Annotated in this window: 12 protein-coding genes; 3 read left to right on the top strand and 9 right to left on the bottom strand. The window is 70.3% G+C overall.

The genetic code is table 11. The features are described from left to right. Positions 1 to 118: 118 nt before the first annotated feature. The 9 genes from QC385_RS43705 to QC385_RS43665 all read right to left on the bottom strand — a co-directional run bounded on the left by QC385_RS43705 (position 119) and on the right by QC385_RS43665 (position 11773). Positions 119 to 991 carry an NACHT N-terminal Helical domain 1-containing protein gene (locus QC385_RS43705; protein WP_336621358.1) on the bottom strand — a complete coding sequence of 291 codons (873 nt, stop codon included), beginning with the start codon at positions 989 to 991 and terminating at the stop codon, positions 119 to 121. 78 nt (positions 992 to 1069) lie between these two features. Beyond that, positions 1070 to 1651 (bottom strand): GTP-binding protein, encoded by a 582-nt coding sequence (locus tag QC385_RS43700; protein ID WP_014675207.1) that lies wholly within the window; start codon positions 1649 to 1651, stop codon positions 1070 to 1072. Further along, positions 1632 to 2216, bottom strand: coding sequence for a DUF742 domain-containing protein (locus QC385_RS43695; RefSeq protein WP_086840352.1), 585 nt, complete (start codon positions 2214 to 2216; stop codon positions 1632 to 1634). Before QC385_RS43695 ends, QC385_RS43700 begins: the two co-directional genes overlap by 20 nt. 94 nt (positions 2217 to 2310) lie before the next feature. Continuing rightward, positions 2311 to 2724: a roadblock/LC7 domain-containing protein gene (locus QC385_RS43690; RefSeq protein WP_004983065.1), complete on the bottom strand. Its 414-nt coding sequence runs from the start codon at positions 2722 to 2724 to the stop codon at positions 2311 to 2313. A 10-nt stretch (positions 2725 to 2734) separates the two neighbouring features. Then, positions 2735 to 6067, bottom strand: a complete 3333-nt coding sequence (locus QC385_RS43685; protein ID WP_279546973.1) for a sensor histidine kinase — start codon at positions 6065 to 6067, stop codon at positions 2735 to 2737. Positions 6068 to 6444: 377 nt separating this feature from the next. Next, positions 6445 to 7020: a GTP-binding protein gene (locus QC385_RS43680; protein ID WP_279546972.1), complete on the bottom strand. Its 576-nt coding sequence runs from the start codon at positions 7018 to 7020 to the stop codon at positions 6445 to 6447. After that, entirely contained in the window at positions 7001 to 7396 is a 396-nt protein-coding gene (locus tag QC385_RS43675) for a DUF742 domain-containing protein (protein ID WP_279546971.1), read from the bottom strand. The genes QC385_RS43680 and QC385_RS43675 overlap by 20 nt, the downstream gene beginning before the upstream one ends. Positions 7397 to 7507: 111 nt before the next feature. Further along, a complete protein-coding gene (locus QC385_RS43670) occupies positions 7508 to 7921 on the bottom strand; it encodes a roadblock/LC7 domain-containing protein (protein WP_020271453.1) in 414 nt (137 codons plus the stop codon). A gap of 9 nt (positions 7922 to 7930) precedes the next feature. Next, a complete protein-coding gene (locus QC385_RS43665) occupies positions 7931 to 11773 on the bottom strand; it encodes a sensor histidine kinase (protein WP_279546970.1) in 3843 nt (1280 codons plus the stop codon). Positions 11774 to 12385: 612 nt separating this feature from the next. Here QC385_RS43665 and QC385_RS43660 point away from each other — a divergent pair. From QC385_RS43660 to gltX, 3 genes are all read left to right on the top strand, one after another. Further along, on the top strand, positions 12386 to 12577 hold the full coding sequence (locus tag QC385_RS43660; protein ID WP_279546974.1) for a hypothetical protein: 192 nt from the start codon (positions 12386 to 12388) through the stop codon (positions 12575 to 12577). Positions 12578 to 12749: 172 nt separating this feature from the next. Further along, entirely contained in the window at positions 12750 to 13526 is a 777-nt protein-coding gene (locus QC385_RS43655) for a fumarylacetoacetate hydrolase family protein (RefSeq protein WP_279546969.1), read from the top strand. After that, complete coding sequence (gene gltX, locus QC385_RS43650) at positions 13519 to 15003, top strand: glutamate--tRNA ligase (RefSeq protein WP_279546968.1); 1485 nt, start codon at positions 13519 to 13521, stop codon at positions 15001 to 15003. Before QC385_RS43655 ends, gltX begins: the two co-directional genes overlap by 8 nt. Positions 15004 to 15074: the final 71 nt, after the last annotated feature.

The raw sequence follows: 15074 nt of genomic DNA, 5'->3' as shown, positions 1-15074 counted from the left end.
CCGGACGAACACCCACGTACAAACCAGTACGCGGGCGTCCGCCCGGCACGCCGAGAGCACGCACCGGACGCCGCGAGGCCCGCCCTCCGGGCGGACGACGGGACTTTGCGGACACGCCCTAGGGGATGACGACGCGCACGCCGGGGAGGTCGAGCGCTGTGGGGTCGTCAGGGAGGACGCACTGGCTGAGGTTCACGTACGTCACGCCGGCTGGGGGGAAGGAACCCGAGCGGACGGTGCGGCGCCGGCTCCCGTCGTCCCCGGTGGCCCGCAGACTCAGGTACGCCGCCGACAACCGCACCCGGGGTCCCGCCGCCCGGTCGGACGTGCGCCGGAACAGCTCCACCTCGTCCAGGTCCCGGCTGACCAGCTCCAGGTACCGGCGCCGGAACGCCGTGTCCTGGTCCGTGCCGTCCGGCGCGAGCAGGGAGCGGTCCGGTAGCCGCTCCAGGAGCCTGGCCACCTCGGCTCCGAGCGTGGCCGTCCGGGCGAGCAGTTCGGCCGCCGCCCGTTCCTCGAAGTCCGGCAGGCTCCGCACGATCCGCACGTAGTACTCGACGCACTCGGCGAAGAGCACCTCGTACAGACGGGACTCCGCCTCGTTCAGGCCCACCGGCGCCGGCACCGACCCGGTGATCCGGCGGATCAGCTCGGCGGCGTTCGCATCCGCCGCGAGCACCGCCTCGTCGGAGAGGTCCGCCCGCGCGAACGTGTCGCACACCGCGTCGATCACGGCCTGCCTGCCGGATTCGTCCAGCCCCCGGAACTCGTGCTCCAGATAGGGCTCCAGCCGGTCGAACACGGCGTCGGTGATCTGCCCGAACTGCCGCTCCACACTCCGCTGGAGCCGCAGCCCGGGCACCCGCACCCGCACCAGTTCCGCCAGCGGCAGATGCCGCTCCTGCTGCCGCCGCCTGCCGCCCAGCCAGATGTCCGCCGCCGTCCTCGCCACGGTCGTGCCCAGCCGTAACGCCGCCGCCTCCGCGCTCATCGCGCCCCCTCCCGAGAAACACCCGCGGCCCCCACTCCTCCCACAGGAGGAACGGGGGCCGCAAGGCGAACGTGCCGATTACCGCAGGCGTGCCATCAGCGCGTGCTCGACCAGCGTGATCAGCGCCGACTTCGCGTCCGCCCGGTGGCGGGCGTCGGTCGTGATGATCGGGGTGTCAGGGCCGATCTGGAGGGCTTCCCGGACCTCGTCGGGCGTGTACGGCTGCTGGCCGTCGAAGCCGTTCAGCGCGATCACGAACGGCAGGCCGCTGTTCTCGAAGTAGTCGACGGCGGGGAAGCAGTCGGCGAGCCTCCTCGTGTCGACCAGCACGATCGCGCCGATGGCGCCGCGCACCAGGTCGTCCCACATGAACCAGAACCGGTCCTGACCGGGCGTACCGAAGAGGTACAGGATCAGGTCCTGGTCCAGGGTGATACGGCCGAAGTCCATAGCGACCGTCGTGGTCGTCTTGTCCCCGGTGTGGGTGAGGTCGTCGATGCCGGCCGAAGCTGACGTCATGACGGCCTCGGTACGCAGCGGGTTGATCTCCGAGACGGCCCCGACGAACGTGGTCTTGCCCACGCCGAAGCCACCCGCCACCACGATCTTCGCCGAGGTGGTGGAGCGGGAAGGACCGCCGCTAGAGCTTGCGAAGTCCACTGAGCACCCTTTCGAGCAGTGTCACGTCTGGCTGGCCGCCGGCGTTCTCGTCGCCGCCGGGCTGATGGATGGCGACCAGTCCCGCCTCCGCCAAGTCGGCGACGAGGATCCTGGCCACGCCGAGAGGGATCGTGAGGAGCGCCGAGATCTCGGCGACCGACTTGATTTCCCGGCAGAGGTTGCAGATCCGCTGATGCTCGGGCAACTGGCCCTGCATCTGGTGCGGCTGCGCAGTGGTGTGCACCAGCGCCTCGATGGCGAGCTGGTAACGCGGGCGGGTCCGGCCACCGGTCATGGCGTACGGACGCACCAACGGGTTGTGGTTGTTCGACGCCCCACCGGGCGACGGCTCTGGGGTGCGGCGCTGCGGCTGCACGGGCTGGATGCGCGGCGCCGGCGGCTGGTCGTACGGCGACGGGCCGGGGCCCTGTGGCGCGTAGGGCTGCCGGTGGCTCGGTGCGGAGGGGAAGTTGTAACGGTTCGGGTTCTGCCCACCGTCGCCCTGACCCTGGGCAGGGCCGTACGACCAGTTGCCCGAAGACGAACCGCCTGGGGGTGTTGCCACTTTCTCCTCCTCCGACTGTGCCTGGCACCCATCGCTGTGGAGCCGCGTCCCGAAACCTTACGGCCACGGGACGCCAAAACGCACCGTCCGTCTGTTAGTTGAGCAGGCTCCCCTGGAGCTCCGCACGAAGGTCCGGTGTCAGGACCGTACCGGCTCGGTCCACGAGCAGCGCCATCTCGTATCCGATGAGGCCGATGTCCGCCTCCGGATGTGCGAGAACCGCGAGCGACGAGCCGTCGGAGATGGACATGATGAACAGGAATCCCCGCTCCATCTCCACAACCGTCTGATTGACGCTTCCACCCTCGAAGATCCGGGATGCGCCTGCCGTTAGAGACGTCAGACCGGAGGCGACGGCCGCGAGCTGGTCGGCACGGTCGCGGGGGAAGCCTTCGGACATCGCCAGAAGGAGTCCGTCGGCGGAGACCACCACCGTGTGGGACACCCCCGGGGTGTTGTCCACGAAGTTGGTGATCAACCAGTTCAGGTTCTGTGCCGCCTGGCTCATCGGGCTCACACTAACGCTCCTGGTTGTAGGTGCTGTCAGGACCGAAGCCCTGGCCGTTCGTTTCACTGCCTGCGCTGCGGCCGCGCTGTACGCCGCGGCGCAGGTTGCTCAGCCTGCCCCGGACGTCCTCCGGGGCGCGGGAGACCTGTGGGCCTCCCTGGGGAGTGCTCTCGGCGGAACCCTCGATCAGGTTGGCCTTGGGCACCCGCCTCGGCAGGCCGGAGGAGGTGACCCCGCCCGCCTTGGGCTTCCGGAGCTGCGAGGCCTGCTGCCACCGCTCGTCGTTCGCCGAGCGCCAGTCGCGGTCGCCGTTGCTCTCCGGGGTGGAGGCCGGAGGCTCCTGGCTCGCGTGCCGGGCGCCGCCCGTGCCGTTCGCACCGCTCGCGGCGGACCCGCGGCGGGGAAGGCCGGCGTCGGTCAGCGAGGGTGCGGCGGGTTGGGCCTGTCCCGGACGGTCGAAGCCTACGCGGTCCTGCTCACTCGCGTCAGCGGCCTGCGCAGATTCCGTTTCCTGGGCCTCAGAAGGGTACTGGCTCGGGTAGCCGTTCTGGTAACCGTCCTGCTGGGGCCAGTCGTCCTGGTAGCGCCGCTGGTCGAAGGCGGCGAAGCTGCCGGGCGCACCCGCACCCCGCGCCGGGGGCTCTTCCTGGGCCGGCTCCGCATAGGAGGGGTCCGGGTAGCCGCCGTTCGGCGAGAAGGTGTCGTTCTGCGGCAGACCGCCGTTCGGCGCGTAGTACTGCTCGTCGTACGCGCCCCGCTGCGGCTCCTCGTAGGCCGTCTGCCGCTGCTGCTCGTACGACGCCTGCTGCTCCTGGTACGACGCCTGCTGGTCCTCGTACGAGGCCTGCTGGTCGTACGCGGACGGCTGCTGCTCCGGGTAGCCGGACTGGCCCGTGTCGTAGGACTGGCCGGTGTCGTAGCCCTGCTGCCCGTTGTACTCGTCGGGGTATCCGGCGGCCTCGGCGTGCTCCTGGTCGCTCTGGCGGCCTGGCAGCTCGGGCTGGGTCGACTGGGCCTCCAGGGCCGCCCGGCGCTCCTCGCGCATGAGGGAACGGCCGACGGGGTCCAGCTCGCGTATGTCGTCGGGGACGTCGGAGTAGCGGCTGTCGTCGAAGCCGAGCTCCGCCGCCGTGCGCATGGGCTGCTGGTTGAAGTTCTCGCCGCCGAAGTTCTGCTCCGGGATGATCTGCGAGACGGTGAACTCGTCGCGGTCCACGTGCTGCTCGCCGCCGCCACCGTGGGTGATCGCGTCGGGCAGCATGACGAGCGAGGTCGTGCCGGCCTGCTCGCCCGAGGGGCGCAGCTGGACGCGGATGCCGTGCCGGTCGGACAGCCGGCCGACCACGAACAGGCCCATGCGCTGCGAGATCGCGGCGTCCACGGTCGGCGGGTTGGCCAGCTTGTGGTTGATGTCCGCGAAGTCCTCGGCGGTCAGGCCGATGCCCTTGTCGTGGATCTCGATCATGACGCGGCCGTCGGGGAGACGGGTCGCGGTCACGCGGACCTTGGTCTGCGGGGAGGAGAACGTCGTCGCGTTCTCCAGCAGCTCGGCGAGCAGGTGCACGAGGTCGGTCACGGCGCGGCCGTGGATCTCGGCCTCGGGGACGCCGGACAGCTCGATGCGCTCGTACTGCTCCACCTCGGAGGAGGCGGCGCGCAGCACGTCGACCAGCGGGACCGGCTGGTCCCAGCGGCGGCCGGGCTCCTCGCCGGCGAGGACGAGGAGGTTCTCGCCGTTGCGGCGCATACGGGTCGCGAGGTGGTCCAGGCGGAAGAGGTTCTCCAGCTGGTCCGGGTCGGCCTCGTTGTTCTCCAGGTCGGTGATCAGGGTCAGCTGGCCCTCGATCAGGGACTGGTTGCGGCGCGACAGGTTGGTGAAGATCGCGTTGATGTTGCCCCGCAGCAGGGCCTGCTCGGCGGCGAGCCGGACGGCCTCGCGGTGGACCTGGTCGAAGGCGCGGGCGACCTCGCCGATCTCGTCCGTGGTGGTGATCGGGATGGCCTGGACACGGGTGTCGACGCGGCCGGGGTCGGTGCGCGAGAGCTGGTCGACCAGCATCGGCAGGCGCTGCTCGGCGATGCCGAAGGCGGCGTTGCGCAGCTGGCGCATCGAGCGGCTCATCTGACGGGCCACCGCACCGGCCAGGATGAAGGCCAGGAGCAGGGCGACCACGACGGCGGCACCGGTGATGTAGGCGTCGCGCTGGGCGTCGTCGGCGATGTCGGACGCTTCGCTCACGGCCTTGTCGGCCAGGTCCGTCTCGATCTTCTCGTACGCGTTGAACTTGAGCGTGTTGACCGCCCACCAGTTGTCGGCGGTGATGCCCTGCTCGGCGAGGGCGGCGCGGGCGCTCGGGTCCGTGGTCTGGAGCGTCGCGATGGCCGCGACCATCGTCTCCTGCTTGGAGGGCGGGGGGACGTAGTCCGGGTCCTTGGCCTTGGCTTCCCGGGCCATCGCGGCACCGTCGGTCTTGAGCTTGGCCTCTGCCGCCCTGAGCTTGGCCGCGTCCTGCTCGGTACCGCCGCCGATGTACTCCTGCACGGCGATGCGCTCGAGGTAGGCGTACGAGGACAGGGCGATGCGCTGGCTGGCCAGGTTGCCGTCGTCCGGGCCCGGCTTGGTCAGGATGTGCATGCCGATGGAGCGCTGGAGCGACGATGCCGCCTTGGTGAGCTCGATGGCGTACACGGTCCGGCCGTAGCTGGTGATGTTGCCGGTGCCGAGGCCCAGCTCGTTGGCGAACTCCGTCAGCGGGTGGGCGACCTCGACGTAGCCCTCCTCGGTCTGCACGCCCTTGAGCTTGGAGGTGTACGCGACCTGGCGCAGGGTCTGGAGCCTCGGCTCCACCTCGCGGAACAGCTTCAGCCGGCGCTCCAGTCCGGGCTTGTCCGGCATGCTCTGGGCCGCGGCGTCGAAGGCGTCGGCCGCCTCGTCGGTGGTCTTGCGGACCTGGGTGACGGTCGCCTTGTCCTGGGCGTTCTGGGCGCTGCCCTTCAGCAGGGGCGCCGCGGAGGTGTCGCGCTCGTTGTAGAGGGCGTTGGCGTACAGCAGGGAGGCCCGCACCAGACGCGCGGTGTTCTCCGCGTCCTCGGCCTCCTGCCAGGTGTCGATCGAGCTCTTCACCTGGAAGCCGCCCATGACGAGGCCGACCAGCACGGGTATGAGCAGGATGGCGTTGAGCCTGGTCGCCACTCGCCAGTTGCGCGGGGAGAGACGGCCGCCGCTCTCGGCGGGCGTGGCCGATGGTTCCGAACCCGGCACGGGGGCGGGCGCCGCTGTGCGCGGCGGCGGGGTGAAGTTGCCCCGGGCCGACGGCTCGGGACTGTTCTTGCTTCGCCTCACTCGACCAACAACCTCTCGGCGGTCGGCACCAACGTTGTGCCGCAGTTTCTCAGAGCCCGGTACGCCATCGACTGACGTGTACGTCATTGACTATTGGGCAGTTCAGGCATTCCAGCACGACGACCTGCGCTCTTCCAAACAGTCCGAGGTGGGGATTCCGAGGGATGTAAGCCCCAGATAAAACGGTCATAAAGAACGAGCCCCGCCAAAATGCGGGGCGATTGTGCGCGCAGCGAGACCGGATGTGCGCGACGCGTGGCCGTACCACCAGATTCCTCTGCCGAAACGTTATGAACACCTTGGCCGACCGTGTCAAAGGACACAGTCGGCTCCGGTGTATCTACGACAACTGCCGTATGGCGCTTCTGAATTGGTTGCTACCTCAGCCGTGCCATCAGGGCGTGCTCGACCAGCGTGATCAGGGCACTCTTCGCGTCGGCCCGGTGCCGGGCGTCCGTCGTGATGATGGGCGTGTCCGGACCGATCTGGAGAGCTTCCCGCACTTCATCGGGGGTGTAGGGCTGCTGGCCCTCGAAGCCGTTGAGGGCGACGACGAAGGGCAGACCGCTGTTCTCGAAGTAGTCGACCGCGGGGAAGCAGTCGGCGAGACGGCGGGTGTCCACCAGCACGACGGCGCCGATCGCGCCGCGCACCAGATCGTCCCACATGAACCAGAAGCGGTCCTGGCCCGGCGTACCGAAGAGGTACAGGATCAGGTCCTGGTCCAGGGTGATACGGCCGAAGTCCATGGCCACCGTGGTGGTGGTCTTGTCCCCGGTGTGCGTGAGGTCGTCGATGCCCGCGCTGGCGGAGGTCATCACGGCCTCCGTGCGCAGCGGGTTGATCTCCGAGACGGCGCCGACGAACGTGGTCTTGCCCACGCCGAAGCCGCCCGCCACCACGATCTTCGCGGAGGTGGTGGAACGACCCGCGTCAGAGCTTGCGAAGTCCACTGAGCACCCTTTCGAGCAGTGTCACGTCCGGTGCGCCGGTGGCCTCGTCGCCGCCCGGCTGGTGAATCGCGACGAGACCGGCCTCGGCGAGGTCCGCGACCAGGATCCGGGCCACACCCAGCGGCATGTTGAGCAGCGCCGAGACCTCGGCGACCGACTTCACCTCACGGCACAGGTGGCAGATGCGCTGGTGCTCCGGGAGCAGCCCCATGAGCGCCGCGGGATCGGCGGTCGTGCTGATCAGTGCCTCGATGGCCAGCTGGTAACGCGGCCGGGTCCGGCCGCCCGTCATGGCATACGGTCGTACCAGCGGCTCGTCGCCCTCGTCCTCGTACGGCTCCGCGTACGGATCATGAGAGGCGGGGGGCGGGGTCATAGGTCCTCCGGGCGGGACTACAAGTCGGTCAGTCGAGCCGTCTGACGAGGCCTGTGTGGGGTGTGTGGCGGCCGGACGGTGATGTGGTGAGACGGGTGGTGCCGGGGCCGATCAATGGAGCAGACTGCCTTGGAGCTCAGCTCGCAGGTCGGGGGTGAGGACCGCGCCCGCGCGGTCGACCAGGAGCGCCATCTCGTAGCCGACGAGGCCGATGTCGCATTCGGGGTGAGCGAGGACGGCCAGCGACGAGCCGTCCGAGACGGACATGAGGAAGACGAATCCCCGCTCCATCTCCACGACCGTCTGTGCCACGTCGCCGCCCTCGAAGATCCGGGAGGCGCCTGCCGTCAGGGACGTCAGACCGGAGGCGACGGCCGCGAGCTGGTCCGCGCGGTCGCGCGGGAAGCCCTCCGACATCGCCAGGAGGAGTCCGTCGGCGGACACGACGACGGTGTGGGACACCCCGGGGGTGTTGTCCACGAAGTTGGTGATCAACCAGTTCAGATTCTGTGCCGCCTGGCTCATCGGACTCAACTAACGCTCCTGCTGGTGAGAGGGCCGAGGGTAGCTGCCGGTCTGGGTGGACCCGGCCTGACGACCCTGTGCAATACCGCGGCGGAGATTGGTCAGCCGACCGCGGACGTCATCGGGGGCACGAGAGATCTGCGGACCGCTCTGCTGTGGCTGCTGCTGAGCCGTGCCCGGAACGAGGTTCGCCCGGGGCACCCGGCGCGGCAGGCCGGAGGTGGTGACACCGCCGGCGGCGGGCTGGCGGACGCGCTCGGCTTGGCGGACGAGGTCGTCGTTCGGCGAGCTGCGCCAGCCGGCGGGGGCGGACCGCTGCGGTCCGCCGGCTCCCTGCGGCTGCTGCGGGGCCGGAGCCGAGCCGTTGCTCTGCTCCTGCTGCTCCTGCTGGCCGTGGAACCAGTTGGTCTCGAGCGTGTCGTACAGCGGCGTACGCCCGTCGCCCGGACCGGACGCCGGCGGCAGGGCCTCGGGCTCCTGCCGTGCGGGCCGTGCCTGCGGGGCGGGCGGACGCGGGGCGCCGAAGTCGGCCCCGCCCCGGGCGCCGTTGACCTGCGGCCGCTCGAACTGGCCCGTGCCCGCCGGGTCGGCCGGGGTGGCCGGACCGGGGAGGGTGGGCCGGCCGGAGCCGTTGTCCTGGCGCGGTGCGGGGTACTGGCCGGTCGAGCCGTTGTCGTAGGACTGCGGCGCCGGGTACTGGCCCGTGGAGCCGTTGTCCGGGCGCGGCGCCGGGTACTGGCCGGTCGAGCCGTTGTCCTGACGGGGCGCCGGGTACTGGCCCGTGGAGCCGTTGTCGTAGGACTGCGGAGCCGGGTACTGGCCCGTCGTGGACGAAGGGTCGCGGTGGCCGGCCGGGGCGCCGTAGACGTCCGGGCGGACGAACTGGTTCGAACCCTGCGAACCGTCCGTGCCGGGAAGGCCGAAACGGTCCGCGCGCTGGGAGCTGCCCGTGCCGTAGTCGGCCGGAGAGCCGGGGCCCTGCCGGTCGTCGTCGCGCGGCACGGCGGGGATCTCCGCCGTCGCGCCCGGGCCCTGGCGGTCGTCGATCCGCGGCATCTGAGAGGTACGGGAGACGTCCGGCTCCTCGTGCCCGCGCGGGGTGTCCAGCGAGGCACGCGGCACCGGCGGCTGGGCGTTCTCGTCGCTCCAGCTCGGCACGCGGGGCTGCGGGTCACCGCCGGGCAGCTCGGCCCGCGGACCGTCGCGCGGCGGCAGCTGCGGTCGGCGGCCCTGGCCCTGCTCGGCGTTGCCGGGGCGCTGCCGGCCCCGGCCACGGCCACGGCCCTGGTCCTGCGGTCCGTTCGTACCCGCGGCCTGAAGACCCTGCGGAGCACCCGGCGCCTGACCGTATCCGGCACCGGCAGGTGCCGGACGGCCCTGCGGCGGCGCGGGCGGAGCGCTCTGCTCGAACAACGACGGAGACTTGTCGGGACCCTGCGGGCCGAGCCCGCCGCCCGGACGGCCACCGTCCGCGTCCCGCCCGGGCAGCGCGGCCCGCGGACCCTGGCCGGCGCCGAGCCGGCCACCGCCGGACGACGCACCGCCACCGAAACCACCACCGGACGCGCCGGCTCCGAGGGCGCCACCGCCCTGGCCGGCACCGGCGGCACGCCGGGCCGCGGCCGCACCGGCGGCGGCCTGCGCGGCGGCCGGACCGCCACCGCCGACCGGCGGCTGACCGCCCTGCTTGGGCTGGGGCTTCCTGCCGCCCTGGGCGACGTCGACGGGCAGCATGACCAGCGCGGTCGTACCGCCGGAGTCGGACGGGCGCAGCTGGATGCGGATGCCGTGCCGCTGCGACAGCCGGCCGACCACGAACAGACCCATGCGGCGGGAGACGGAGACGTCCACCGTCGGGGGAGAGGCGAGCCGCTCGTTGATCGCGGCCAGGTCCTCCGGCGACAGACCGATACCGGTGTCGTGGATCTCGATCAGGACGCGGCCGTCGGGCAGCGCGTGACCGGTGACCTTGACCTTGGTCTGCGGCGAGGAGAACGAGGTCGCGTTCTCCAGGAGCTCGGCGAGCAGGTGCACGAGGTCGTTGACCACGCGGCCGGCGACCTCGGTGGTCGGCACGGAGGCCAGCTCGATGCGCTCGTACTGCTCCACCTCGGACGCGGCGGCACGCAGCACGTCGACCAGCGGGACCGGGCGGGTCCACCGGCGGCCGGGCTCCTCACCCGCGAGAACCAGCAGGTTCTCGCCGTTACGGCGCATACGCGTGGCGAGGTGGTCGAGCTTGAACAGCGAGGACAGCTGGTCCGGGTCGGCCTCGCGGGACTCCAGTTCGGAGATCAGCGACAGCTGGCGCTGGATCAGGCCCTGGGAGCGGCGCGAGAGGTTGGTGAACATCGCGTTGACGTTGCCCCGCAGCAGGGCCTGCTCGGCGGCGAGGCGGACCGCCTCGCGGTGCACGTCGTCGAAGGCCGCGGCCACCCGGCCGATCTCGTCCCGGGAGTGCACACCGACCGACTCCACGGACGTGTCGACGTCCTGCGGGTCGGACTCGGACAGCTGCTTGACCAGCTCGGGCAGCCGGTCGGAGGCGACCTTGGTCGCGGTCTCCTCCAGGCGGCGCAGCGAGCGGATCATGGAGCGGGCCACGACGAAGGCGCCGACGAGCGAGACACCGAGCACGATGAGGATCAGGGCACCGGAGATGATCGCGTCGCGCTCGGTGGCGCTGCGCAGCTCGCGGGCCTTCTGTTCCATCTCCTCGAGCAGCGTGTGCTCGATGTTCTTCATCTGCTGGATCTTGGTGGAGCTGTCGTCCAGCCAGTCGCGGTAGGACCGCTTGTCCTGCTGGGCGAGACCGCTCGCGGAGACCAGGGCGCGACCCGCGTAGGTGTCGGTCGCCTTGATCGTGGAGTTGCCGCCGTCCTCGATCGGCTTGAGCAGCTCGGCGGCGGCGTCCTCGCCGTAGATGCTCTTGAAGCTGCGGAGCTCGGAGTTCTGGCTCTCCAGGGCCGACTCGGCGTAGAGCCGGTCGTTCGGCGAGAGCTTGCCGGTCGTGGTGTTGCTCGCGGGCAGCGCCGCCGCCAGGGCCGCGCGCTGGATCGAGGAGTACTCCTTGGCGGAGGAGAACGCCGCGAGCGCACGCGTGCGCTGGATCATGTCCGGGTTGCTGGTCGCCTCGGCCATGTCCTGGGAGAGGTCGATCAGGTTCTCGATCAGACGGTGGTACGCCTCGATCGTCTGCGTGGAGTTGTCCTCGGAGGCGTAGGCGCCCTTGCGGATCTGCTCCAGGTCGCCCAGTTCGCCGGCGAGCTGGATGAGGTACTCGCGGACGCCCTTGAGGTTGCCGTCCTTGCTGGCGGTGTCGATCTGCTCGGAACTGTCGAGGAAGTTCTTCTGCGCCCGGTCGGTCTTCTCGCGCAGGCCCTTGACCGTGAAGTCGCTGGCCTTGCCGCCGTGTGCCAGCGGGCCGGCCGACTGGTCGCGCTCCTCCTGGAGGGCGGCGGACAGCTCGGTGGCCTGCTTGGTCATGTCCGTCAGCAGCTTCATGTTGTCGAGCTGCTGGATGTCGTCCATGGACTGGTTGATACGCAGCGCGCCGAGCGAGGTGGCCGCGACCACCGGGAGGGCGAGCAGCGAGACCAGACGGGTGGAGATGCGCCAGTTGCGCAGGGCTATTCGCGGGCCGGGGCCGGACGGGCCGGCCGGCGGCTTCAGCGCCGGAGCCGGGCTCGCGGGCCCCGTGGGGGCCGACGCGCCGGGGCGCCCGGGGCGCTCCCCGCCGTCACCCGCCGGGCCCTGGTTCTGGGCGTGCTGGGCCGAGGGACCTCGGTTGGTCCCGCCGTGCGGCTCCGGCTCCGCCGAAGCGCTGCCATCCCTCTTGAAACGTCCCTGCACTAGCGTCGCAACCTCTGGACCAGGCGCCCCATCGCGTGAACGGCGGGGCACGGTGTCGGCGTTCTGGGGACGCCCTGAGTACGCCCCCGTGGTGGTCGTGAGTGACCGGCGCTGGCTCCCCCTTCTCACCGCCACTCGGCGCGTCTGTGCGCCCCCTGTGCGCCGGCTCGATCCTGCGGCGGTCCGTGGCATTCCAGCACAGCACAGGATCTCCAACAAGGCTCGTATGCCAGGCCGTGACATAGGTGACACCACGTGAGTGCCGAATCACCGGACGTAGAGAGTGAGTTCGTCTATTTCGGACGTATGCCCGCGAGTCGCCGAGGTGCGACGGGTGGCCCGGCCGTGTCCCAGTCGCCATGATCAGCAGCGGAATGAGGGCTTCAGGGGGGCAATGTCCGTTTCGTCGAGGTCGGACGCAAGGTCGGATTGACCGATTTGCCCCCTGATTCGTGAGAAAACTCACATGCTGATCATGAGGTCCTCGCGATTACGCCGGGAATCCCATGTTTAGCCTGACGCTTTACAGAGATGGCAAAACCGACAACCCGCGCCGGTGCGAGGGTCGTACGCGCCCTCCGGCGCCCGTCACAGAACAGGGTCAAGTAAACAGTGAAGACGACGACGATGTTCCACAAGATCGCCAACCCGCGACGCACGACGCTGGCGCACCTGGACGACGCCGACGAACTGCAGACGCCGGAACAGCCGGAGCACCGCGTCGAACTCCCCACCCAGACTGCCAACCCCAAGCGCACCATCCTCACCGAGATCCCCGTCGCGGCCGCCGCTGCCGCTGAGTGACACCAGGGAGTACGCGCGTCGGCAGCCGGATGCTCACGGCGGCGGGACATCGGCATCGAAGGGGCGTCCCGGTGACGGGGTGCCCCTTCGTGATGCGCGTGGCGCGGACCCTTCCCCGCGTTAGCCTGGAGCGTCAGACTCCAGCCGCTTCAGTCAAGGGGCCAAGCATCCCGTGCGCATCGCCAGATTCTCCATCGACGGGAACGTCGCCTTCGGCGCCATCGAGGGCGAGAAGCAGGACGAACTCGTCCTGGACATCATCAAGGGCATCCCGTTCGCGGACTTCGAGCTCTCCGGCACGAAGGTGCCGGTCGCCAAGGTCAGGCTGCTGCCGCCGGTGCTGCCCAACAAGGTCGTGGCCTTCGGCCGCAACTACAGCGAGCACGCGCGCGAGCTGGGCCATGAGGTGCCGGACGCCCCGTTCGCCTTCTTCAAGCCGTCCACCTCGGTGATCGGCCCCGGCGACGAGATCCAGTACCCCTCCTTCTCCCAGGAGGTGCACCACGAGGCCGAGCTGGCCGTGGTCATCGGCCGGATGTGCCGCGAGGTCCCGCGCGAGCGCGTCAAGGACGTGATCTTCGGCTACACCTGCGCCAACGACATCACCGCCCGCGACGTCCAGAAGCGCGAGAAGCAGTGGGCGCGGGCCAAGGGCTTCGACACCTCCTGCCCGCTCGGCCCCTGGGTGGAGACGGAGCTGGACCCGGGCGACCTGACCATCCAGCTCACGGTCAACGGCCAGCAGCGCCAGCTGGGCCGCACCAGCGAGATGGTCCACTCCATCGAGGACCTGATCGTCAACATCTCCGAGGCCATGACGCTGCTCCCAGGCGACGTGATCCTCACGGGCACCCCGGCTGGGGTCGGCCCCCTGAACGTCGGCGACGAGGTCGCCGTCACCATCGAAGGCATCGGCACTCTCACCAACAAGGTTGTCAAGCGTGGCTAGCGCACCCGGCACTCCCGTACGCGTCCGTTTCTGCCCGTCGCCCACCGGTAACCCCCACGTGGGCCTGGTGCGCACCGCCCTGTTCAACTGGGCGTTCGCCAAGCACCACCAGGGCACGCTGGTCTTCCGCATCGAGGACACCGACGCGGCCCGCGACTCCGAGGAGTCGTACACCCAGCTGCTCGACTCGATGCGCTGGCTGGGCTTCGACTGGGACGAGGGCCCCGAGGTCGGCGGCCCGCACGCGCCGTACCGCCAGTCGCAGCGCATGGACCTGTACAAGGACGTAGCGGCCAAGCTCCTGGACGCCGGCCACGCCTACCGCTGCTACTGCTCCCAGGAGGAGCTGGACACCCGCCGTGAGGCCGCCCGCGCCGCCGGCAAGCCCTCCGGCTACGACGGACACTGCCGCGAGCTGACCGACGCCCAGGTCGCCGAGTACGAGGCCCAGGGCCGGGAGCCGATCGTCCGCTTCCGCATGCCCGACGAGACGATCACGTTCACCGACCTGGTCCGCGGCGAGCTGACCTTCACCCCGGAGAACGTCCCGGACTACGGCATCGTCCGCGCCAACGGCGCCCCGCTCTACACGCTGGTCAACCCGGTCGACGACGCCCTGATGGAGGTCACCCACGTCCTGCGCGGCGAGGACCTGCTCTCCTCCACCCCGCGCCAGATCGCCCTGTACAAGGCGCTGATCGAGCTCGGCGTCGCCAAGGAGATCCCCTCCTTCGGCCACCTGCCCTATGTGATGGGCGAGGGCAACAAGAAGCTCTCCAAGCGCGATCCGCAGTCCTCCCTGAACCTCTACCGCGAGCGCGGCTTCCTCCCCGAGGGCCTGCTCAACTACCTCTCGCTGCTCGGCTGGTCCCTCTCGGCCGACCAGGACGTCTTCACGATCGACGAGATGATCGCGGCCTTCGACATCGCGGACGTCAACCCCAACCCGGCCCGCTTCGACCTGAAGAAGTGCGAGGCCATCAACGGCGACCACATCCGCATGCTCGACGTGAAGGACTTCACGGAGCGCTGCCGCCCGTGGCTCCAGGCGCCGTTCGCCCCCTGGGCCCCGGAGGCCTTCGACGAGGCCAAGTGGCAGGCCGTCGCCCCGCACGCCCAGACCCGCCTCAAGGTGCTCTCCGAGATCACCGACAACGTCGACTTCCTGTTCCTGCCGGAGCCGGTGGAGGACGAGGCCAGCTGGGCGAAGGCGATGAAGGAAGGCTCGGACGCCCTGCTGCGCACCGCCCGGGAGAAGCTGGAGGCCGCCGACTGGACCTCCGCCGAGTCGCTGAAGGAGGCCGTCCTGGCCGCCGGCGAAGCCCACGGTCTCAAGCTCGGCAAGGCCCAGGCCCCGGTCCGTGTCGCCGTCACCGGCCGCACGGTCGGCCTGCCGCTGTTCGAGTCGCTGGAGGTCCTGGGCAAGGAGAAGACCCTGGCCCGCATCGACGCGGCGCTGGCGAAGCTGGCCGCGTAAACGCACACGGCACACCGCGGACACGGCACACCGCGGACACGGCACACCGCGGACACGGCACACCGCGGACA

This window comes from Streptomyces sp. DH10, assembly GCF_029813805.1.
Taxonomy (GTDB): Bacteria; Actinomycetota; Actinomycetes; order Streptomycetales; family Streptomycetaceae; genus Streptomyces; species Streptomyces coeruleofuscus.
Note: the sequence above shows the minus strand (reverse complement) of the source record. Positions and strands in the feature narration are given on the sequence as shown.

Coding starts and splice junctions, on each gene's coding strand:
- QC385_RS43705 (WP_336621358.1), bottom strand. CDS start 991: ATGAGCGCGGAGGCGGCGGCGTTACGGCTGGGCACGACCGTGGCGAGG.
- QC385_RS43690 (WP_004983065.1), bottom strand. CDS start 2,724: ATGAGCCAGGCGGCACAGAACCTGAACTGGTTGATCACCAACTTCGTG.
- QC385_RS43675 (WP_279546971.1), bottom strand. CDS start 7,396: ATGACCCCGCCCCCCGCCTCTCATGATCCGTACGCGGAGCCGTACGAG.
- QC385_RS43670 (WP_020271453.1), bottom strand. CDS start 7,921: ATGAGCCAGGCGGCACAGAATCTGAACTGGTTGATCACCAACTTCGTG.